At 71.0% G+C, this 20,721-nt stretch carries 21 protein-coding genes and 3 pseudogenes; 13 read left to right on the forward strand and 11 right to left on the reverse strand.

The genetic code is table 11. From position 1 onward, the window contains the following. Nucleotides 1-4 precede the first annotated feature (4 nt). Complete coding sequence (locus ACQ86M_RS02125; protein WP_431220520.1) at nt 5-1,468, reverse strand: MFS transporter; 1,464 nt, start codon at nt 1,466-1,468, stop codon at nt 5-7. A 42-nt stretch (nt 1,469-1,510) separates the two neighbouring features. Between ACQ86M_RS02125 and ACQ86M_RS02130 the strand changes: the two genes are divergently transcribed. The 3 genes from ACQ86M_RS02130 to ACQ86M_RS02140 are packed head-to-tail and all read left to right on the forward strand — an operon-like array spanning nt 1,511 to nt 3,343. After that, complete coding sequence (locus tag ACQ86M_RS02130; protein WP_431220521.1) at nt 1,511-2,032, forward strand: phosphoribosyltransferase; 522 nt, start codon at nt 1,511-1,513, stop codon at nt 2,030-2,032. A 5-nt stretch (nt 2,033-2,037) separates the two neighbouring features. Continuing rightward, nucleotides 2,038-2,730, forward strand: coding sequence for a uracil-DNA glycosylase (locus tag ACQ86M_RS02135; protein WP_431246880.1), 693 nt, complete (start codon nt 2,038-2,040; stop codon nt 2,728-2,730). 34 nt (nt 2,731-2,764) lie between these two features. Further along, the gene (locus ACQ86M_RS02140; RefSeq protein ID WP_431246881.1) at nt 2,765-3,343 is read left to right on the forward strand and encodes a GNAT family N-acetyltransferase; all 579 of its coding nucleotides are present in this window, start codon (nt 2,765-2,767) and stop codon (nt 3,341-3,343) included. A 312-nt stretch (nt 3,344-3,655) separates the two neighbouring features. Here the strand turns inward: ACQ86M_RS02140 and ACQ86M_RS02145 are convergent, their stop codons facing one another. From ACQ86M_RS02145 to ACQ86M_RS02165, 5 genes are all read right to left on the reverse strand, one after another. Further along, nucleotides 3,656-4,438, reverse strand: a complete 783-nt coding sequence (locus ACQ86M_RS02145) for a hypothetical protein (protein WP_431246882.1) — start codon at nt 4,436-4,438, stop codon at nt 3,656-3,658. A gap of 338 nt (nt 4,439-4,776) precedes the next feature. Further along, nucleotides 4,777-5,304: an alpha/beta hydrolase gene (locus ACQ86M_RS02150; RefSeq protein ID WP_431247840.1), complete on the reverse strand. Its 528-nt coding sequence runs from the start codon at nt 5,302-5,304 to the stop codon at nt 4,777-4,779. Beyond that, complete coding sequence (locus ACQ86M_RS02155) at nt 5,204-6,052, reverse strand: hypothetical protein (protein ID WP_431246883.1); 849 nt, start codon at nt 6,050-6,052, stop codon at nt 5,204-5,206. The genes ACQ86M_RS02150 and ACQ86M_RS02155 overlap by 101 nt, the downstream gene beginning before the upstream one ends. A gap of 85 nt (nt 6,053-6,137) precedes the next feature. Further along, a complete protein-coding gene (locus tag ACQ86M_RS02160) occupies nt 6,138-8,117 on the reverse strand; it encodes an alpha/beta hydrolase (RefSeq protein WP_431246884.1) in 1,980 nt (659 codons plus the stop codon). Continuing rightward, on the reverse strand, nt 8,062-8,358 hold the full coding sequence (locus ACQ86M_RS02165; protein WP_431246595.1) for a hypothetical protein: 297 nt from the start codon (nt 8,356-8,358) through the stop codon (nt 8,062-8,064). The genes ACQ86M_RS02160 and ACQ86M_RS02165 overlap by 56 nt, the downstream gene beginning before the upstream one ends. Nucleotides 8,359-8,547: 189 nt before the next feature. On the opposite strand from ACQ86M_RS02165, the gene ACQ86M_RS02170 reads away from it, so the two are divergent. Further along, nucleotides 8,548-9,102, forward strand: coding sequence for a DUF2781 domain-containing protein (locus ACQ86M_RS02170; RefSeq protein ID WP_431246885.1), 555 nt, complete (start codon nt 8,548-8,550; stop codon nt 9,100-9,102). Nucleotide 9,103: 1 nt separating this feature from the next. Continuing rightward, on the forward strand, nt 9,104-9,334 hold the full coding sequence (locus ACQ86M_RS02175; protein WP_431220528.1) for a hypothetical protein: 231 nt from the start codon (nt 9,104-9,106) through the stop codon (nt 9,332-9,334). 12 nt (nt 9,335-9,346) lie between these two features. Here the strand turns inward: ACQ86M_RS02175 and ACQ86M_RS02180 are convergent, their stop codons facing one another. After that, nucleotides 9,347-9,682 carry a DMT family transporter gene (locus ACQ86M_RS02180; RefSeq protein WP_431246886.1) on the reverse strand — a complete coding sequence of 112 codons (336 nt, stop codon included), beginning with the start codon at nt 9,680-9,682 and terminating at the stop codon, nt 9,347-9,349. Between the two features lie 79 nt (nt 9,683-9,761). Here ACQ86M_RS02180 and ACQ86M_RS02185 point away from each other — a divergent pair, with 79 nt between their 5' ends. The 3 genes and pseudogenes from ACQ86M_RS02185 to ACQ86M_RS02195 all read left to right on the forward strand — a co-directional run bounded on the left by ACQ86M_RS02185 (nt 9,762) and on the right by ACQ86M_RS02195 (nt 13,766). After that, complete coding sequence (locus ACQ86M_RS02185; protein WP_431246887.1) at nt 9,762-10,907, forward strand: alpha/beta hydrolase family protein; 1,146 nt, start codon at nt 9,762-9,764, stop codon at nt 10,905-10,907. Nucleotides 10,908-10,916: 9 nt separating this feature from the next. Continuing rightward, nucleotides 10,917-12,346 (forward strand): annotated as a pseudogene (locus ACQ86M_RS02190) (amidase). A 43-nt stretch (nt 12,347-12,389) separates the two neighbouring features. After that, nucleotides 12,390-13,766, forward strand: coding sequence for a pyridoxal phosphate-dependent decarboxylase family protein (locus ACQ86M_RS02195; protein ID WP_431246888.1), 1,377 nt, complete (start codon nt 12,390-12,392; stop codon nt 13,764-13,766). 78 nt (nt 13,767-13,844) lie between these two features. Here the strand turns inward: ACQ86M_RS02195 and ACQ86M_RS02200 are convergent. Both ACQ86M_RS02200 and ACQ86M_RS02205 read right to left on the reverse strand, forming a co-directional pair. Continuing rightward, nucleotides 13,845-15,640: pseudogene (locus ACQ86M_RS02200) on the reverse strand (gamma-glutamyltransferase family protein). Nucleotides 15,641-15,642: 2 nt separating this feature from the next. Continuing rightward, nucleotides 15,643-16,017, reverse strand: coding sequence for a DUF1844 domain-containing protein (locus ACQ86M_RS02205; protein WP_431220532.1), 375 nt, complete (start codon nt 16,015-16,017; stop codon nt 15,643-15,645). Nucleotides 16,018-16,294: 277 nt separating this feature from the next. Here ACQ86M_RS02205 and infC point away from each other — a divergent pair, with 277 nt between their 5' ends. Genes infC through rplT form a run of 3 tightly spaced genes read left to right on the forward strand, consistent with a single transcriptional unit; the run spans nt 16,295 to nt 17,574 of the window. Beyond that, nucleotides 16,295-16,951 (forward strand): translation initiation factor IF-3, encoded by a 657-nt coding sequence (gene infC / locus ACQ86M_RS02210; RefSeq protein ID WP_410783249.1) that lies wholly within the window; start codon nt 16,295-16,297, stop codon nt 16,949-16,951. After that, complete coding sequence (gene rpmI / locus ACQ86M_RS02215; RefSeq protein WP_410780948.1) at nt 16,951-17,145, forward strand: 50S ribosomal protein L35; 195 nt, start codon at nt 16,951-16,953, stop codon at nt 17,143-17,145. The genes infC and rpmI overlap by 1 nt, the downstream gene beginning before the upstream one ends. Before the next feature lie 36 nt (nt 17,146-17,181). Continuing rightward, the gene (gene rplT, locus ACQ86M_RS02220) at nt 17,182-17,574 is read left to right on the forward strand and encodes a 50S ribosomal protein L20 (protein ID WP_431246889.1); all 393 of its coding nucleotides are present in this window, start codon (nt 17,182-17,184) and stop codon (nt 17,572-17,574) included. Nucleotides 17,575-17,857: 283 nt separating this feature from the next. Here rplT and ACQ86M_RS02225 read toward each other — a convergent pair whose 3' ends face one another. Then, entirely contained in the window at nt 17,858-18,742 is an 885-nt protein-coding gene (locus ACQ86M_RS02225) for an aldo/keto reductase (RefSeq protein WP_431246890.1), read from the reverse strand. A gap of 78 nt (nt 18,743-18,820) precedes the next feature. On the opposite strand from ACQ86M_RS02225, the gene ACQ86M_RS02230 reads away from it, so the two are divergent. Then, nucleotides 18,821-19,390: a TetR/AcrR family transcriptional regulator gene (locus ACQ86M_RS02230; RefSeq protein WP_431246891.1), complete on the forward strand. Its 570-nt coding sequence runs from the start codon at nt 18,821-18,823 to the stop codon at nt 19,388-19,390. A 6-nt stretch (nt 19,391-19,396) separates the two neighbouring features. Here the strand turns inward: ACQ86M_RS02230 and ACQ86M_RS02235 are convergent, their stop codons facing one another. Beyond that, entirely contained in the window at nt 19,397-19,789 is a 393-nt protein-coding gene (locus ACQ86M_RS02235) for a hypothetical protein (RefSeq protein WP_431246892.1), read from the reverse strand. 75 nt (nt 19,790-19,864) lie between these two features. Here ACQ86M_RS02235 and ACQ86M_RS02240 point away from each other — a divergent pair. Then, a pseudogene (locus ACQ86M_RS02240) lies at nt 19,865-20,664 on the forward strand (TrmH family RNA methyltransferase). Nucleotides 20,665-20,721: the final 57 nt, after the last annotated feature.

Below are 20,721 nucleotides of genomic sequence, written 5' to 3' on the forward strand. Positions count from 1 at the left end.
ATGGTCACTCCAAGGCGGGTTCGGTGTCCGCGAACGCGAGTCGCGGGACGAAGAAGAGGAGCACCGCGGCGACGAGCGCGCCGAGGCCGCAGATGGTCCACACGATCATGTAGCCGAAGAGGCTGGCGGCCGTGGCGGTGACCGTCGCGGCGCCGGTGAGCAGCACGACGCCGAACACCGCAGAAGCGAAGGAGCCGCCCACCGTCTTGGTGGTGTTCGTCAGCGCCGTGGCGACGCCGGTCTGCCCGCGCGGGGCGGCGGCGGCCGCGGCAGCAGGGAGGGCGCCCACGAGCGCGCCCGAGCCGATGCCGGCCAGGGCCATGTTCATGAACACCTCCCACGTCTGCAGGTGGAACGGGAGGAACAGCAGGTACCCGATCGCGACGAGGAACGACGCCCCGATCAGGGTCACGCGCGGGCTCAGCCACGATGAGACGACCGGGAAGAGCAGCGCGCCGACGATCATCGAGATCAGATAGGCGCCGATCAGGATGCTGCGCTGGCCGGCCGACAGCCCCAGCCCGTAGCCGTTCGCCGGATCCGTGCCCGCGTACGTGCTGAGCGGCGCCTGCGCGCCCAGCAGGCTGATCCCGATGAGGCCTGCCGTCAGCTGCACCGGCCACATCGCCGGCCGCCGGAGCACCCGGAGGTCGATCGCCGGGTCCGCCTGACGCAGCTCCCACCGGGCGAACGGGATGAAGGCGAGCACGCCGAGCAGGATGAGCGCCCAGACCCACCACGTGCCGACGCCGTTCAGCCGCAGGAAGGTCAGCCCGGAGGTGATCAGCAGCAGGCCGAGCGCGAGGAGCGAGAACCCGATCCCGTCGAGGGTCCGCTCGCCCGGCGCCGGCTCGGACTCGGGCACCCCGAACAGGATGGCGAAGAACACGAGCGTCACGGCGACCGCCGGCACGATCAGGGTCAGCGCGACGTTCCCGCCCAGCGCCTCGAACAGCAGCCCCGCGCCGACGGCGCCGAGGATGGCTCCGGCCTCCAGTGCGACGACGAGCAGGCCGGCCGCCCGCCGGGTGCGCGACGCCGCCGTCCCGGTGCGGCGGCCGCGGTCGAAGATCAGCGCCACCTCCAGCGGAAGCCAGACCACATAGAAGCCCTGCAGGGCGAACGCCAGCAGGAAGCTGACGAAGTCGCCGGCGAAGGCGAGCGCCCAGGTCGACAGCGCCGTGAGCGCTGTCGCGACGAGGAGGATGCGCTTGTGTCCGAACATGTCGCCGAGCTTCGCGAGCACGGGGACGACGAGGGCGGAGACGAGCAGCTGGGCGGCCTCGAACCAGTTGTAGTCGGCGTCGTGGATGCCGAGGTGCTTCACGATGTCGGAGATCAGCGGCACGTAGTAGCCCTGCAGGATGCCGCTCGTCAGCTCCACCAGCGCCAGCCAGCCGATCAGGGCGGCGGTGGCCCCGATTGCGACGGTCGCCCGGCTCTGGGTCGACGTCCTCTCCGATGTCATGCGCGGATGCTAACACCCGGGCGGCCCCGGTACGGTAGATGGATGGCCAGCGAACTCGACGATTCCGGAGCAGACGTCCTTCAGGAGACGGAACGGGAGGTCCTCGGGTGGCTGGAGTTCGGCGAGGCGGCACGCCATCTCGCCGGCGAGGTGGTCGAGTCCGGATTCGAGCCGGACATGGTGGTCGCCATCGCCCGCGGCGGTCTGCTGCTCGCCGGCGCGATCTCCTACGCGCTGGGCATCAAGGCCTGCGGCGCGCTGAACGTCGAGTTCTACACGGGCGTCGACACGCGCCTGCCCGAGCCGGTCGTCCTGCCGCCGATGCTCGACTCCGCGGCCCTGGACGCGAAGCGGGTGCTGCTGGTGGACGACGTCTCCGACTCCGGACGCACGCTCGCGATGGTCGTCGATCTGATCGCCGCCTCCGGGGCCGACGTGCGCACGGTGTGCCTCTACTCCAAGCCGCGCACCGTCCTCGAGCCCGACTTCGTCTGGCGCCGCACCGACCGGTGGATCACCTTCCCGTGGTCCGCCCTCCCGCCGGTGACCGCCGCGACCCACTGACCGCCGTGGCGAAGACCCTGAGGGAGCTCGCCGCCGACGGCTCGATGGATCCGGGATGGGCGCAGGCGCTCGAACCCGTGGCCGACCGGATCGCCGACATGGGCGCCTTCCTCCGAGCCGAGGTGGCGGCCGGCCGGCCCTACCTGCCCGCGGGGAACGCGGTGCTGCGGGCCTTCCGCGCGCCGCTCGCGGACGTCCGTGTGCTCATCGTCGGCCAGGACCCGTACCCGACCCCCGGGCATCCCATCGGCCTGTCGTTCGCCGTCGAGCGCCACGTGCGCCCGCTGCCGCGGAGCCTCCAGAACATCTACCGCGAACTGCGCGACGATCTCGGCATCGTCCCGCCGCCGCACGGCGACCTGAGCGCCTGGGCCGCGAGCGGGGTCATGCTGCTGAACCGCGTCCTCACCGTGCGCCCCGGTGAGCCGGCCTCGCACCGCGGCAAAGGGTGGGAGCCCGTCACCGAGCACGCCATCCGCTCGCTCGTGGCCCGGGGGCGGCCGTTCGTCTCCATCCTGTGGGGCCGGGACGCGTCGACGTTGAAGCCTCTGCTCGACGGGAATCCGGTGATCGAGTCCGCACATCCGAGCCCCCTGTCGGCGTCGCGCGGCTTCTTCGGCTCGAAGCCGTTCTCGCGGACGAACACGCTGCTCGAGCAGCTGGGGGAGAAGCCCGTGGACTGGACCCTCAATCCGTAACGCGACGGCAATACGGGCGACGTAGGCTGGTCGCGTGCTGGAAGAGGAATACCAGGAGCGCCGCGTGCTGCCCCGCCACCTGCGCAAGGAGCAGCCGGCGGAGGCGCCGTTCGAGTACTCGCTGCGCGAGGCGCGGCCGGAGGACCTCCCGCACATCCGCGAGATCTACAACCACTACGTCGCGAACAGCACCGTCACCTTCGACGAGGATGCGATGACGCTCCGCGAGTGGAAGAGCAAGTACGCGTACCTCAAGAAGCTCGGGATGCCGTTCATCGTCGCCGAGTCGCCCAGCGGGCAGATCCTCGGCTACGCGCTGGTCTCGCCGTGGAAGCAGAAGCGGGCGTACCGGTTCACGGTCGAGAACTCCATATACCTGGGGGCCGCATCCACCGGCAAAGGGCTCGGACCGGTGCTGATGCAGGAGCTGATCGACCGGTCGAAGGCCGCCGGGCTCAAGGAGATGATCGCGGTCATCGCCGACAAGGGCGCAGAGGCGTCCATCAAGATGCACGAGAACTTCGGCTTCACCGAGATCGGCCGGATGGGCCGCGTCGGCTACAAGTTCGACCGCTGGCTCGGCACCGTGCTCATGCAGAAGTCGCTCAAGTAGCGTCGCCGGTCTCGGTCTCCGTCGCGGAGGGCCAGGTGTGCGTGTGCCTTCGGTGTGGCGATGCGAGCGCGGGCTGCGTGCACGTCGGAAGGAAGCGTCAGACCGCATGTCAGCAACCGGTCGAGTGGAGCATCGTGAACGAGTCCACCGGGTACTTGGTGCGGGTAATGCGCTCGCCGCCGTGGTGGTTCCGTAGGAGTGGGCGAGCACAGCCACGGGGCAGGTTCCCGGCGCGGGTGGCGTGGGTGCCGCCCAGCTCGCTCGTGAACCGCCAGGTTGGGTTTCGCGTGCTCGTCGGAGGGGGATCGACGGTCACCACATCCAGTTGTATTCGTTCGCGGGTCGGTCCGTCGTCGGGGGAGAGCTGTCGTTGTCCGCGTCGTCGTGGAACTCGCGGAACAGGTCTGTCGAGTCGTTGGCTGCCGCGGGTGCAGCGTGGTTTCCGGCGTCGTCGTGGAATTCGCGGAACGGGTCTGTCGGGTCGCTGGTCGCCGCAGGGGCAGCGTGGGTCGGTGCGTCGGCTGCGCCCTCTCCGAGGTTTGTCGACGGGGTGGGCGTGGGTGTGAGCAGGTGGTCCAGCCGCTTCTGTACTCCCTCCTCGGCCCAGTCGTCGATGGAGGGGTGGGCCGAGCATTCGGTGGAAACGTCGATGGCGACGAGGTCATGGGTGGCGGCGAGTCCGTAGTAGACGCCGTCGGGACGCGTGGCGCGGATGGAGATGTCCCTACGGCCCGACGGCGAAGTCCAGTCGACGGTTCTGGTGACGGTGAAGCCTTGGCTTTTCCAGTAGGCGGTGAGTTTGTCCGCGATCGGGTGCGGGTCGGGCTCGAACGCGGCGTGCTGGACCATGGCCCGTACCTGGTGAGCCGTTTTCGACCCCACGGTTCCGCATGGCCCGAGGTGCACATCTTCGGCGGCGGGGTCCCAGGGCTTCTGTTCGATGATCGCGCCGCGGTACCAGTTCTGGGTGTCGCCGGTGGCGGCGATGGCGGCGTTGGTGAGGTCGGCCCATTGGGTGAGCAGTTGGGTGATGGTCTTCTGGGGGTGCCCGGGGTCCGTGGGTGGGGGCCGCTCAGGGCGGGTACGGACATGCATCCTCCTATCAACGACACGGTCGCCACGGCGATCACCGTGACACCGCAGATTCTCGCGATTCGACTCACCGCGCCGGGTGTGTGGCTCATCGGGTGGGCTTCAATCCGCCGACGACTTCGCCGGGTTGGCCGGTGGTGGTGAGTGCGGCGTTGTAGAGCGCCTCGGTGCCCTGGTCGAGGTAGCCGTAGCCTTCGGGGGCGTACCCGTTGAGGGGTTGAACCCGTCGTGGTGCTCCCCGAGAGGGCTGTGGCCCTTGGTCTGCTTCAACGTGTCGCCGTTGGGGAGGGTTGTTCCTTCGGAGGAGAACGATTGGGCGCCGTCCATGGTTTTGGGCGGGTTCAGCCATCCCACCGTCGGTGCCGCCCACGCTCCGGGGACTGCGCCGCTTCCGGGTTGGGTTCTGCCCGGCCTCCCATGGCCGAGCCGAATGGAGCAAGGAAGTCGAGTTGCGCCGCCGTGGTGTAAATAGCTGCCGCCCCGTCGGTCGTCTTCACGTGAAGGTCGGTGAAGGCGTGGACGGTGGTGGTGTCGATCCCGGCAGAGCCTAGCATCGTGTACGAGTCCACCGGGTACTTCGTGTGGGTGAGGGCGTTCGCGGTCGTGGTGGTGCCGTAGGAGTGGGCGACCACCCCCACATACGGCAGCTTCCCGGCCCGGGTGGCGTGGGTGCCGTCGAGTTCGGCGGCGAACTGCCACGCGCCGTCCTGTGGGAGTGCCGGGGTGTACCGGATTGGGTTTCGCGTGTACGTCGGAGGGGATCGACGGTCACCACATCCAGTTGTATTCGTTCGCGGGTCGGTCCGTCGTCGGGGGAGAGCTGTCGTTGTCCGCGTCGTCGTGGAACTCGCGGAACAGGTCCGTCGAATCGTTGGCCGCCGCGGGAGTGTCGGGGTCCGCGGTGTCCTCGTGGAATTCGCGGAAGAGGTCCGTCGAGTCGTTGGCTGCCGCGGGTGCAGCGTGGTTTCCGGCGTCGTCGTGGAATTCGCGGAACGGGTCTGTCGGGTCGCTGGTCGCCGCTGGGGCGGCTTGGGTCGGTGCGTCGGCTGCGCCCTCGCCGAGGTTTGTCGACGGGGTGGGCGTCGGTGTCGGCGCGTTCAGGTCGCGCAACGACCCCTCGCGCGCCCAGGCCTGGATGGAGGGGTGGGCCGAGCATTCGGTGGAAACGTCGATGGCGACGAGGCCGGTGGAGGCGTCGAGCCCGTAGTAGACGCCGTCGGGACGCGTGGCGCGGAGGAGGACGGATTGCTCGCCGGTGGGGTCGGTCCAGTCGACGGTTCTGGTGACGGTGAAGCCTTGGCTTTTCCAGTAGGCGGTGAGTTTGTCCGCGATCGGGTGCGGGTCGGGCTCGAACGCGGCGTGCTGGACCATGGCCCGTACCTGGTGAGCCGTTTTCGACCCCACGGTTCCGCATGGCCCTAAGTGCACATCTTCGGCGGCGGGGTCCCAGGGCTTCTGTTCGATGATCGCGCCGCGGTACCAGTTCTGGGTGTCGCCGGTGGCGGCGATGGCGGCGTTGGTGAGGTCGGCCCATTGGGTGAGCAGTTGGGTGATGGTCTTCTGGGGGTGCCCGGGGTCCGTGGGTGGGGGCCGCTCACGGCGGGTACGGACATGCATCCTCCTATCAACGACACGGTCGCCACGGCGATCACCGCGGCACCGCATATCCTCGCGATTCGACTCACCGCGCCGGGTGTGTGGCTCATCGAGTGGGCTTCAATCCGCCGACGACTTTCCCGGGTTGGCCGGTGGTGGTGAGTGCGGCGTTGTAGAGCGCTTCGGTGCCCTGGTCGAGGTAGCCGTGGCCTTCGGGGGCGATCCCGTTGAGGAAGTTGGGTCCGACGTCATCGCCGATGGGGCTGTGGCCCTTGGTCTGCTTCAACGTGTCGCCGTTGGGGAGGGTTGCGCCTTCGGAGGAGAACGATTGGGCGCCGCGGATGATGGCGGGTCGCACGATGCCCCCGGCGGTGAAGGCGACATCCGGGTTGGGCTCTGCCCGGCCTCCGACGGTCGAGCCGAACGGGGCCAGTTGGTCCAGCTTTGCGGAGGTCGTGTAGATCGTAGGGGCTCCGGCGGTTTTCGTCACGTGCAGGTCGGTGAGGGCGTGGACGGTGCCGGTGTCGATCCCGGCAGAGCCGAGCATCGTGTACGAGTCCACCGGATACTTCGTGTGCGTCAGCGCGTTCGCGGTCGTGGTGGTGCCGTAGGAGTGGGCGACCACCCCCACATACGGCAGCTTCCCGGCGCGGGTGGCGTGGGTGCCGTCCAACTCGGTCGCGAACCGCCAGGCGCCGTCCTGCGCCAGCGCGGGATTGTTCACCGTCACAAGGTCCGGGGTGTCGTATCCCAGCCAGCCGACCACCCCATGCGTGCGACCTCGATCGAGGTCGTTCTGCTGCATATAGAGGTTCTTCGCCGCCCGTGACCAGTTCTTCGTGGCGTTGGTGGCGTCGGAGTTCATTCCGGGGGCGGCCCAGGTGACGGTGTCGGCGGTGTCGAGGTCGCCGTACCCGACAGCGACCATCGGCACCGACGCGTCGGGGTTGAAGCAGACCAGCGATGCCGACCCGTCTGCGAGCACGTTCTTGAGAGCGCTGAGCACCTTGCGTTGTTCCGGGGTCAGGTCCGCTTTGTGCTTCTGCGCGTTGTTGTAGCTGGCAAGGTTGCAGGTGTTCCGGACGCCGTAGGGCAGCCCGGCGAGGTTGCCGAGGACCTCGGGCGCGGCGGCGGCGAACGCGGTTTGCTGCTCGGACGGGAGGTTCTTCCACCAGGTCGCGACCTTGTCCGCGGACGGCGGGTGCTCCCAGTACCGTTGCACGATCTCCGGGTCCTGGCCGATCAGCGCCTGCAGTTCGTCGGGGGTCAGCGTGGTGACGGTGTCCATCAGCGACGCGTTCGCGCTCGCCGTGGCTGAGATGGCGGAGAGTTTGGTCACCGCTTTTCCGAACGTCGCCAACTGCGGTGCGGGGACGGCGGGCATCGCGCCGTGGAGCGCGCCGTCCAGAGCGGTCGCGAAGGTCTTCTCCGCCGCGTCGTACTCGTGCTTGGCCTGCTGGGCCCGGCGCCGGGCGTCGTCCAGCCGCTCCTCGGCCTCCTCGATCGCGGACCGGGCCCGGATCAGATTGTCCTCGGTGTCCTGCTCGCGGCGGCGGGCATTGAGCATCTTCGCGTGCGAGGGCTCCTCCCCGGACGCGTACGCTCTCTGCAGCGCATCCGCGACCAGCAGCAGCGCCGCATGCTCCGCGCTGAGCGCCGCGACCTGCGCCTGCGCCCGCTCCAGGTCGGCCTGGGCATCCTCCGCATCCTGCAACGCCCGGTCAGCGGTGTTCTGCGACGCCGTCATCGACCCCAGCCAGGTCGTCGTCGCCGCAGCGCCGGCCGTGTGCCGTGTCGCGGCGACCCGGGCCGCGTCAGCCAGCGTCCGCAACCGTTCCCGGAACACGTCGGCAGCGAGCCCCGACCACGCCGCGGCCTCCAACCCGGTGTTGACCAGGTCGTCTGCCGCTTTGGCCTGACCCTCCAGCCGCCCCGACCACTTCGTGAGGTGGGCGGCCAACGCGTCCACCAACCCGGGGTCGCCCGGGGTGGGATCGGTCTCGAACCCGGCCGGCGACCAGTCCGCCCACCTAGAACGCAACGAACCCACCCCCGGCGTGGTCGAACCGGTGAGCGTCTTGCGCATCCCGCCGCTGGTACGCGTCGGCCACCTGAGCGAGAGCACCGGCCAACCCCGCCATCAGCTCGTCGACCGCCGACTGACCGGCCACCCAGTACCCCTCGAACCGGTGCACGGCCCCCCGCGCCACCGGCGACCCGAACCCATCCGCCTCGTCCGCCGACGGGCGACCACCGGCACAGGTGCGCTTCAACGCCTTCGCGCCCTCCCGCAACCGGTCGGCATCGACCCTGAGCGTTCCTGACATCTGCACCCCAAACATGTCAACCGAAATGTCAGGCGAAACTACCATCCCGAGAGCAGGCGCAGCGGCGAGAGTGACCGCAATTGCTCGACGCGCCGGGTCCGTGGTGGCGGTCGCGAGCGGGATCATCCCGCCGCGAATTCGACCTCTGGCTCTGACGCCGCGCGGCCCAGCGGCGCTAGGCTCACGCACGTGAGCACCGTGAGCCCCGGGACGGGCGCAGTACCGGTCGCCGCCGCCGCGCCAGCGACTCCGGCGAACCTGCCGCTGCGCAAACGCCCGTTCGACATCTTCTTCGTGGTGATGTTCTCGCTGTTCATCGTCACGTGCATCATCAGCGACGCGATCCCGACGCTCGGCATCCCGCAGACCGCGACGACGACGAACATCCTGGCGCAGTGGAACTACACGTACTCGTCGCAGTACGACCCGCTGTACATGCAGGAACCGCTGTGGCTGCGGTTCATCACGGGCACGAGCGCGTTCATCTACCTGCCCTTCTACGTGCTGCTGATCGTGTGCCTGGTGAAGGGGTTCAACTGGATCCAGCTGTTCGCGGTGATCTACGCCACCATGATCATCAGCCTCACCGCCATCCCGATCTTCGGCGTCGAGTTCTTCGGCCCGGTCGGCCAGCGCACGCCGAACCCGGTCGTGTTCCTGCTCTACAACGGGCCGTACGTGCTCGTGCCGCTGCTGCTGCTGATCCGGATGCGGAAGCCGCTGCCCTTCACGAGGAGGTTCTGAGATGCCGCTGCTGGAAGACCTGACCGTCTACGAGGACGGCGACCGCTACGACGTGTACGACCACTCGTATCCCGACGAGGACGCGGAGCTCGGCCGCGGGCGGCTGCTCGGCGAGGTGACCGTCACGGCCGACGGCGAGTACGTCCCGGCCGGGGTCGGCGCCGTCTACGCGTACATCCCGCCCGCGCGGACGCTGGATGAGGCGCTCGCGGCGTTCGTCGGCTCCGCCTAGGCGGGGCGCGGCTCAGGCGGGATGGCGCGCGCCGAGCTCGAGCAGCCCGACGCCGCCGATCACGAGCACCAGGCCGGCGATCTGTAGCCACGTCAGCGATTCCTTGAAGAAGACCCACGAGATGATCGCGATCGCGGCCACGCCGACGGCCGACCAGATGGCGTAGGCGATCCCGAGCGGGACGCCGCGGCCGAGCGCGAGCGAGAGCGCGAAGAACGAGGCGACGTAGCCGACGACGACAATGACGAACGCCCACCATTTCGCATCGTCGCCTGCCGTGAACTTGAGGAACGTCGTCGCGACGACCTCGGTCGCGATGGCGACCGCGAGGAAGAGATAGCCCAGCACCCGACACACGCTAGCGCCCGGAGACGACGTCCTTGGGGACCGCGCGTCATGATCGGGCTGGACCGAGCGTCCTAGGGGTATGGGGTGGTTTCTCGTCGCCGGCATCGCCGGCCTGGCCGGTGCCGCGTCGCTCTGGGCGGTGCGGCGCATCGGCGACCGGCTCGCGCGGCGGATCGTGCAGGGGCGGCCGCGCCGGCAGACGCGCATCCACGGCAGCACCGCGACGACCGTGACCCTCACCGCCGACCGGCGCACCGTGCACCGCGGCACGTTCGGGCTGTGGTTCGGCGAGGCCGGGCACGCCGTCGTCGGACCGGTGCGAGCGCATCACCGTGCGGACGGCACGGTCACCCGCGAGCTGCTGGAGGTGACGGGGGACCTCGCTTCCGCGTCGACGGGGTATTGGACGGGGCACCTCCACCCGGGCCCGGAGTCGCTGCGCACGCCGTTCCGCGCAGTCTCCATCGCGGTGCCCGGCGGGACCGCGCCCGCCTGGCTCTTCGAGCCGCCGGACCGGACGGCGCAGGCGCCCTGGGCGATCCACATCCACGGCTGGAACAGCACGCGGGTGACGGCGCTTCGGTCGGTGCCGGCGACCGTCGCGCTCGGCATGACGTCGCTCATCGTCTCGTTCCGGGGCGATGGCGAGGGGCCGGAGATGCCGGGAGGAGCATCCACCCTCGGCCTGACCGAATGGGAGGACGTGGATGCCGCCGTCGCCTACGCCCGGGAGCACGGTGCCCAGCGGGTCGTCCTGGTCGGCTGGTCGCTGGGCGGGGCGATCGCGCTGCAGGTGGCCGAGCGCAGCGCCCATCGGGAGTGCCTCGACCGCATCGTGCTCATCTCCCCGGTGACGGACTGGGGGGCGGTGATCCGCAACGGCGTCAGCGAGCGCGGGCTGCCGGCCTGGACGGCAGCGCTGGCGGTCCGCACGCTGGCGGACCGGGTCGCGAGCGCCCGGGTCGGGCTGCCCGAGCCGATCGACTTCGCCCGGCTGGACTGGACGCGGCCAGGACGGCTCACCCTGCCGGCGCTCGTCATCCACTCGGACGGCGACCGCGAGGTGCCGCTGTCGTCGTCGGTGCTGTTCGCGATGGCGAACCCCACCATGGTGCGGCTCGTGGAGCTGTCCCCGGCGGAGCACTCCTGGGAGTACAACGTCGATCCGGCCGCCTTCAACGGGGCGATCATCGAGTTCCTCGAAGCGCAGCACGACCTCGGCTAGCCTGGCGTGATGGCCGACCTCCACGACCTCACGGCGCTCGAACTCTGGCAGGAGCTGCAGACGGCACGGGTGTCGCCGCGCGAGCTCGCCGCCCACTACCTCGACCGCATCGAGCGCCTGAACCCGCAGCTGGGCGCCTTCGTCACGGTCACGCGCGAGGAAGCCGTGCGTCGCGCCGACGAGCTGGCCCAGCGGGTGCCGCGGACCGCTCCGCTCTGGGGCCTGCCGTCGGGCGACAAGGACCTGTGGCTGCGCGCCGGCGTGCCGACCGGGTTCGGTTCGCGGTCGATGGCCGGCTTCCTGCCCGACACCAGCGACGAGATCGTCGAGACGCTGGATGCGGCCGGTGCCGTCAGCCTCGGCAAGACGAACGCGCCCGAGTTCGGCCTCCCGGCCTACACCGAGTCGCTCGCCGCACCGCCCGCGCGCAACCCGTGGAACCCCGAGCTGGGAGCCGGCGGCTCGAGCGGGGAGCAGCCGTCGCGGTCGCCAGCGGAATGCTGCCCTTCGCCCCCGGCTCCGACGGCGGCGGCTCCGTCCGCATCCCCGCCGCCGCGTGCGGTCTGGTCGGGCTGAAGCCGTCACGCGGGCTCGTGCCCGCGGGCAGCGGCATCGCTTCGCTGGCCGGCCTCGTCGTCGCCGGTCCGCTCGCGCGGACCGTCGCCGACGCCGCGCTGCTGCTCGACGGGATGATCGCCAAGCGCTCCGACGGCAGCATCGACCACCACTACACGTTGCGGGCCCCGTACGACGACGACGGCCCCTTCCTCGGAACGGCGGTCCGCGGCGAGGGCCGGTTCCAGCTGGGCGTCATGACGACCTCCGCGTGGGACGGCGCCTATGACATCGCGCTCGCGACCGAGGCGACGGACGCGCTCGCCGCCGCGGTGGACGCCTTCGCCGCGATGGGTCACGGGCTGGAGGAGACCGCACTCGAGCCCGACGACACGTACGCGCCCGCGTTCCGGACGATCTGGCAGGCCGGCGCCGCGCGCATCCCGGCGGAAGGGGAGGCGCTCGCCCTGCTCGAGCCGCTGACCGCGTGGCTGGTCGAGCGCGGGCGGGCGCTGAGCGCGCGCGAGCTCAGCGAGGCGCTGGCGGCGCTGACGGACTACGAGCGGTCGTTCATCCGGCAGCTGTCGTCCTTCGACGCGGTGCTCACGCCCGCGATGGCGATGACGCCGCGACCGCTCGGCTGGTACGACCAGGAGGACGGCGAACGCAACTTCGCCCAGCAGGTGCAGTACACGCCGTTCACGTCGATGCTGAACGTGACCGGCCTGCCCGCGATCGTGCTGCCGATCTCGCAGACGGAAGAGGGCCTGCCGATGGGTGTGCAGCTGATCGGGCGGCCCGGCGGCGAGCGGACGCTGCTATCGCTGGCGACCCAGCTGGAGCGGCGGATCCGGTGGCAGGAGCGGCGCCCGCCCGTCTGGTGAATTCCGCATGCGCCGTCCCGGCGTCGGCGGCTAGCATGCCCGTGTGAGCGATCCGGTGGCGTTCGGTCCCGCGCTCGACGAGGCCGTCGCGCTCGCCGGGCGCTGGCTCGACGGCACGCGGGATGGACCCATCCCGCCCACGGCGGACATCGAGGCCGTGAAGGATGCACTCGGTCGCGAGCTGCCCGACCGCGGGGCCTCGGCGCCCGAGGTGCTGCGGCAGCTGGCCGAGGCGATCGAGCCCGGCCTGATGCGAATCGGCTCGCCGCGCTTCCACGGCTGGGTCATGGGCGGCGTGCAACCGGTGTCGCTCGGCGCGGACTGGCTGGTCTCCGCGTGGGACCAGAACACCGGCCTCCGCACGGTGACGCCGGGCGTCGTCGCGGCGGAGGAACTGGCCGCCGCCTGGCTGACCGGACTGCTGGGGCTCGCACCTTCTGCCGAGATCGGCTTCGTGACCGGCGCGACCGTCGCCAGCCTGGTCGGCCTCGTCGCGGCGAGGGATGAGGTGCTCCGGCGGGCGGGCTGGGATCCGGCCGCAGAGGGGCTCGCCGGCGGGCCGCGCATCCGCTTCCTCGTCGGGGCGGAGCGGCACGGGTCCGTCGACAGCGCCGGCCAGGTCGCGGGCCTCGGCCGCGGACGGGTCGTCGAGGCGGACGGCCAGGGCCGGATGCGGCCGGACGCGCTGCGGGCGGCGCTCGCCGAGGGGAGCGGACCGGCGATCGTCTGCCTGCAGGCGGGCAACATCCACTCGGGCGCGTTCGACCCGCTGGGCGAGCTGACCGACATCGCTCACGAGGCCGGAGCGTGGGTGCACGTCGATGGTGCGTTCGGGCTGTGGGCGGCCGCCGCCCTGGGCCTGCGCCACCTCACGGCGGGGCTGGAGCGGGCCGACTCGTGGGCGACGGATGCGCACAAGACGCTGAACGTGCCCTACGACTGCGGGATCGCCGCCGTGGCCGACCCGGAGGCGCTGCATCGCGCCGTCGCGCAGCATGCGGCGTACCTGGCCTCGTCGGCGGACGTCGCCGATCCCGCCGACCGCGTGCTGGAGCTCTCGCGACGCGCCCGTGGAGTACCCGTGTACGCGACGCTCGCGCAGCTGGGGCGGGACGGCGTCGCCGACCTGGTGCAGCGGCTGGCCGACTCGGCCCAGGTGATCGCCGGCGGCATCCGCGCGATCCCCGGCGGCGAGGTGCTCAACGACGTCGTCTACACCCAGGTGTGCGCGGCGTTCGGGACGGACGAGCGCACGCGCGCGGTCGGAGCAGCGCTGTTGGCCGGCGGACAGGCGCTGGCGTCGCCGTCACTCTGGCACGGGCGGGCTGTGCTTCGCTTCTCGGTGAGCAACTGGCTGACCGACGCCGCGGAGGCGGAGCGCACGGTCGCGGCGGTCCGCCGCGCCGTCGGCGTCGCCTGACCCGTGGCAGCCGCGACTGCTGTGTCCTGACTCGAGTGCGGCGGCTCGCGCAGCCGCATCCGGTACGAACCGCCGCAGTCACCGCCCGGCCGCGTATCCCTGCATCCCGCGCGGGTTGGCCGCCGCGGTCAGCACGCCGGTCGCCGGGTCGCGACCCACCGACGACAGCCGCCCCAGCGTCCACTCGCCCGCCCTGGTGACGCGGTGGCCGCGTGCCTCGAGACCGGCGATGACCGCCTCGCCCAGCCGCGTCTCCACCACGGCGCCCGCGGGCTCCCACGTGCGCGGCCAGAACGACTCCGCGATCGAGGTCGTGTGCAGCGCTGGGGCGTCGATCGCCTGCTGCGGCGTGTAGCCGCCGACGAGCGTGCGGAGCAGGTAGAGCAGCTGCCACTGGTCCTGCTGGTCGCCGCCGGGGAGCCCAGCGCGGTGACCGGCGCCCCGTCGCGCAGCACGAGCGTCGGGGTCAGCGTGGTGCGCGGGCGCTTCCCGGGGGTCAGGGTTGCGGCCGATCCCTCCTCCAGCCAGGTCATCTGCAGGCGGGTGCCGAGGCAGAATCCCAGCTCCGGGATGGTCGGCGACGACTGCAGCCAGCCGCCGGACGGCGTCGCCGAGACGATGTTGCCCCAGCGGTCCACGACGTCGATGTGGCAGGTGTCGCCGCGGGTCTCGCCGGAGCGCGCGACGGTAGGCTCGCCGACGCCCTCGCTCGCGACGCCCGACGGCGGAGTGTACGCGGTGCGCAGCGGCGGGCGGAACGGCGTGCGGCCGGGGAGGCTGCCCGGGCGGAACTCTGCCGAGGCGCGGTCGCCGACGAGCGCCCGGCGCTCGGCGGCGTACCCGGGGGAGAGCAGGGTCGCCAACGGCAGGTCGTCGTCGCCGAAGTAGGCGTCGCGGTCGGCGTAGGCGAGCTTCTGCGCCTCCAGGATCGTGTGGGCACCCAGCTCAGTGGACGGGTCCAGGCGCCCGTCGTCGAAGCCGTCGAGGATGGCCAGGGTCTCGAGCAGCGCTGGGCCCTGTCCCCAGGCGCCGGTCTTGGCGATCGCGTGCCCGCGGAACTCCAGGGTGACCGCATCCTCGTACCCCGCCCGGTAGGCGGCGAAGTCCGCCTCAGCGATAACGCCGGCGTGGTCCGCCCCGTCGGAGTGGCGGTGCGGCGTGCGCACGAACGCAGCCGCCGCCTGGGCGACCAGGCCCGTGGCCCACTCCGTCCGCGCCGCCTCGATGCGCTCCTCGCGGGTGGCGGCGGCGTCGCCCGCGGACACCAGCCCGCGCAGCACCCGCGCGTACGCCGGATCGGTGATCAGCTCGCCGGGTTCCGGGATGCGCCCGCCCGGCATCCACCGCTCGGCCGACGTCGGCCAGTGCTCGGCGAAGAGGGGCGCGACGGTGCGGATCGTCGTGCACACCCGCTCCAGCACCGGATGGCCGCCCTCCGCGTACTCGATGGCGAACGACAGCACGTCCGCGAGCTCCCACGTCCCGTGGTCCTTCAGCAGCAGCAGCCACGCATCCACTGCGCCCGGGACGGCCGCGGCCAGCGCACCCGAGCCCGGCACGAGTTCCAGCCCTTCGCCGAGGTAGTGCTCCCGCGTCGCGCCCGCCGGGGCGGGGCCCTGGCCGGAGAGGACGACCGGCGTCGGATCCTCCGCGGTCGCGAACAGCGCGACCAGGTCTCCGCCGGGTCCGTTCAGGTGCGGCTCGACGACATGCAGCACGAACGCGCCGGCCACCGCCGCGTCGAAGGCGTTCCCGCCGCGCTCCAGCACCGCCTGCGCCGCGGCCGTCGCCAGCCAGTGCGTCGAGGCGGACATCCCGAACCGGCCCCGCAGGGTCGGCCGCGTGGTGAAGGCCGGGGGCGGGGTGAACGCCATCGTCAGCTGACCGGGCCGGTGTACTTCTCGCCCGGGCCCTTGCCGATCTCGTCCGGGATGACGGACGCCTCGCGGAACGCCAGCTGCAGCGAGCGGAGCCCGTCGCGCAGGCTGCGCGCGTGCTGGTCGCCGATGTGCTGGGCGCTCGCCGTGACGAGGCCGGCGAGGGCGTCGATCAGCTTGCGCGCCTCATCCAGATCCGTCTGGTGCTCCGGGTCGTCGGCCAGGCCGCACTTGACCGCTGCCGCGCTCATCAGGTGCACCGCGGTGGTGGTGATCACCTCGACGGCGGGGACCTCCGCGATGTCGCGGGTGGCCTCCGACAGGGCGTCCTGGTCGCCGGCTGCGTCGTCGAAGGTGAAGGATGTGTCGCTCACTGCTTTCCTCTGCTAGAATTCTTCAGGCTCCGGGGCATGAAGTCCCGGTACGAAAGTGGAGATTCCTCCCACCCGCGCTTGACCGTTTTACAGGTTACCGGGTCGTTGCACTCCGCCAACGCGTGTGAACGCGGGGGTAGACAGGGTGTTGTACCAGGCCTGCGATGGATTCTCGGATCCGCATCGCAGGCCGTGCTGGTGCGTGGAACCTCCTCTTTCGCCGGATCGTCACCGATGATCCGTGGCAGAAGCAATCGCTTGATCAGAGGAGACAGACATCAGCGATCCCCGTACGAATGACCGTATCCGCGTCCCCGAAGTTCGACTCGTCGGCCCCAGCGGAGAGCAGGTCGGTGTCGTCAAGATCGAGGTCGCACTGCGACTCGCGCAGGAGGCCGACCTCGACCTGGTCGAAGTCGCGCCCAACTCCAAGCCGCCGGTCGCCAAGATCATGGACTACGGCAAGTTCAAGTACGAGGCTGCGCAGAAGGCCAAGGAGGCTCGGCGCAACCAGGCGAACACGATCCTCAAAGAGGTCCGTTTCCGCCTCAAGATCGACAAGCACGACTACGAGACCAAGCGCAAGCGCGCCGAGGGCTTCCTGAAGTCCGGCGACAAGGTGAAGGCCATGATCCTGTTCCGCGGCCGCGAGCAGTCGCGTCCCGAGCAGGGTGTCCGCCTCCTGCAGCGCTTCGCGGAGGACGTCGCCGAGCTCGGCACGGTGGAGTCCAACCCCACGATCGACGGGCGCAACATGGTGATGATCATCAGCCCGCTCAAGAACAAGTCCGAGGCCAAGGCCGAGGCGAATGCAGTACGTGCCGCATCCAAGGCCCGCGCCCAGGGGCGCGACCAGGATGAGGTTGCTGAGACAGCCGACGCTGCTCAGTCCGATGAGAGTTCGCCCGCCCAGGCGACGAACGAGGAGAAGTAATGCCCAAGCAGAAGACCCACTCCGGCGCCAAGAAGCGCTTCAAGATCACCGGCAGCGGCAAGGTCATGAAGCAGCAGTCCGGTATGCGACACAACCTCGAGGTCAAGTCCACCAGCCGCAAGCGTCGTCTGAACGCCGAGCAGGTCGTGCCCGAGGTGGATGCCAAGGTCATCCGCCGGATGCTCGGCAAGTAACCCCCCGACACGCAGTTCTGAGAAGGAAATCGACTAATGGCAAGAGTGAAGAGGGCTGTCAACGCCCACAAGAAGCGTCGGGTCATCCTCGAGCGCGCCGAGGGCTACCGCGGACAGCGGTCGCGTCTCTACCGCAAGGCCAAGGAGCAGGTCACCCACTCCCTGGTCTACGCGTACCGTGACCGCCGCCAGAAGAAGGGCGAGTTCCGCCGCCTCTGGATCCAGCGGATCAACGCCGCGTCCCGCGCCAACGGCCTCACCTACAACCGCTTCATCCAGGGCCTGGGCCTGGCGGGCGTCGAGGTCGACCGTCGCATCCTCGCCGACCTGGCGATCACCGAGCCCGCGACCTTCGCGGCGCTCGTCGAGACCGCCAAGAAGGCTCTGCCGGCCGACACCTCGGCTCCCAAGGCGGACGCCGCGGCGTAAGGCACGCACACACGGAACGGCCCGGTCGACTCACGTCGGCCGGGCCGTTCGGCGTCTTCGCGCACCCGCGTCTCCTGCCGCCCGCGTCTCCTGCCGCCCGCTCGATCGCGGAGGACATCACCGCCCGATCGAGCGACATCTCCTCCCCAACACGGCGCGCCGCGGCGTGTCGGACCAGACCTCCTCCGTTCCGCACCTGGCCATCCAGCGCAGCGATGCCGGCCGGCAGTGAGGCATCCGGCGCGACGGGCAGCGGACCGCCGTCGGCGTCGTTCGTCGCGCTTCAGCCGGCGATCGCGTCCAGTCGGGCGCGCTGGTCGTCGGTCAGGACCACCTCGGCGGCGGCGGCGTTCTCCTCGAGGTGCGGGATGCTCCCGGTCCCCGGGATGAGCAGGATGTTCGGCGCGTGCGCGAGGAGCCACGCGAGCCCGATCTGCGCGGGCGTCGCGCCCGTCTCGTCGGCGATGCTCTGGACCACCGGATGGTCGGTGACCTTGGGAAGTTGCGGGAAGCCGCTGCCGAGAGGGAAGTACGGGACCCACGCGATGCCCTCGGCGGCGCAGAGGGCGAGCATGTCCTCGTACCCCCGGGAGAGCACCGAGTACGCGTTCTGCACGCACACGATCCCGGCCGGCAGGGCGCGCCGAAGCGTGTCGCTGCGGACGGCGCTCAGTCCGATGCCGCCGATGACGCCCTCGGCGCGGAGGGCGATCAGCGCGGCCAGCTGGTCGTCGAGGTCGACGAGTTCGTCATCGGGCACGGTGATCCCCGGGCCGACCTCGGGCCTGCGCAGGTTGACGACGTCGAGGCGGTCGCGGCCGAGCGTGCGGAGGTTGGCGTGCACCTGCTCGCGTAGCTGTTCCGGTCGCTGCGCCAGCGTCAGCGGCAGGGGCGCATCCACGCGCACGGCCCCGACCTTGGTGACGACGGTGACCTGCGGTTCGTCGGCGAGGGCCCGACGGATGATCCCGTTCGAAACGCTGTCGCCGTAGAAGTCGGCGGTGTCGACGTGGTCGATGCCGAGCTCGACCGCCCGCCGGAGGAGCGCGACTCCCGCATCCGGATCGTCCTCGAAGCGTTCGAGTGCCATCGCACCGTACCCGATCCTGGCGACCGTCCGGCCGCCGAGATCGGAGGAACCGCCGGGCCGGGTGCCGTTCGTGGTCATGGGGCCTCCTATACTGGTTGTGAAGCGGAGGAGCCTCCGCTAGAGCGACCGTAGCACTTAACCGGAGGTACCTCCACTTTGTCGGATCCCTCGACACGTCGGCCCCGTGCGGACGCGGCACGCAACCGCGCCGCGATCCTCGACGCCGCGCGCCCGGCACTGGCCGGCGGCGGCGACCCCTCGCTCGAGGCGATCGCGCGCTCGGCGGGCGTCGGCATCGGGACGCTCTACCGGCACTTCCCGACGCGGGAGGACCTGGTGGCGGCGGTGTACGCGACCGAGCTGGACACCGTGCTCGCCACGATGGATGCCCTGCTCGACGCGCACCCGGCGGATGTGGCCCTGCGTGCGTTCCTGCGCAACTACAGCGGCTTCATCGCGACCAAGCGCGGGATGGCGGAGACCGTCCGGGCCGGAGCGCTCCGCTCAGCGGCGGCGTCGGCGGACACGCGGCGGCGCGTGAACGAGACGATCGCGCAGTGCCTCGCCGCCGGCGCCCAGCAGGGCGTGCTGCGGCCGGATGTCGCCGCCGACGACGTCACCGCGGCGATGGTGGGGGTGTACCTCTCCACCGAGCAGAGCGTCGACGCGCAGCAGGCCGAGCGATTGCTCGACCTGCTGGTGCGCGGCGTGCGCGCGGGGGAATAGCGCGGGTCAGTCGTCGGCGCCGTGGCCGCCGGAGCCGTGGTCGTCGCCGGAGCCGTGGTCGTCGCCGGAGCCCTGGTCGTCGCCGGCGCCGTGGTCGTCGCCGGCGCCGTGGTCGTCGCCGGCGCCGTGGTCGTCGCCGACGTCGTGGGCGGCCGGGTCGTCAGCGCCGTGGTCGTCGGCCGTGGGCGGTGCGACGGGGACCGCCGGGGGCAGGTCGCCCGGGGTGGGGCGCGGAGTGCGATCCTCGACCACCTGCGACGGCGTGCTGCTCGGCTGCACGATGCGCGGTGGGTCGTCCAGTCCGCCGTCGCCGGTCGCCGCCACCGCCGCAGCCGTCCCCAGTACGAGCGCGACCGCAGCGCCGCCGGCGATCAACGTCGCCCTCACCAGTGTCCTCATCGTTCAGCCTCCATCCGCTTTCCTGTAACACGAGACCCGGGGCGGCAGGGTTCAGCGCACCCATATGCTGGTGCCATGCTGGACAACCCGCGCTCGCCGCGCGTCAGGGCCGTCGCCAAGCTCGCCAAGCGCCACGCGCGTGCGGAGACCGGGCTGTTCCTGCTCGAAGGACCGCAGGCCGTCGCCGAGGCGCTCACCTTCCGCCCCGAGCTCGTCATCGACCTCTTCGCGACGCCCACCGCGCTGGAGCGCTACCCGGAGATCGCGCGCGCCTCGGCGGACGCGGACGTCGAGGTGGAGTTCGTCAGCGAGCATGTGCTGGATGCGATGGCCGACACCGTGACGCCGCAGGGCTTCGTCGCGGTGGCCCGGCAGTTCCCGACGTCGATCCGCGAGATCTTCACCGGCTCGCCGAAGCTGGTGGCCATTCTCGAGGAGGTGCGCGACCCGGGCAACGCGGGCACGATCATCCGGGCGGCCGACTCGGCGGGGGCGGATGCCGTCGTGCTCACCGGCCGCACGGTCGATCTGTTCAACCCGAAGGTCGTGCGCTCGACCACGGGTTCGCTGTTCCACGTCCCGGTGGCGGTCGGCGCGGACCTCGAGGACACGATCGGCCGCGCCCACTCCGCCGGCCTCCAAGTGCTCGCCGCGGACATCAAGGGGAGGACCTCCTGGCCGCCCGCCGCGACGGCGAGCTCGCGCGCCCGACCGCCTGGGTGTTCGGAAACGAGGCGCGGGGTCTGGCCGACGACCTGCTGGCCCTGGTGGATCGCGTGGTCACCGTCCCCATCTACGGCCGGGCCGAGTCGATGAACCTCGCGACGGCCGCGTCGGTCTGCCTCTACGAGTCGGCGTTCGCGCAGCGCGCCTGACCCACGCCGCTCATCCACATCCCGGGACGCTCTCCACAGATCGGCGCCCGGCCGGGA

It is taken from the genome of Leifsonia xyli subsp. cynodontis (assembly GCF_050632205.1).
GTDB lineage: Bacteria > Actinomycetota > Actinomycetes > Actinomycetales > Microbacteriaceae > Leifsonia > Leifsonia xyli_D.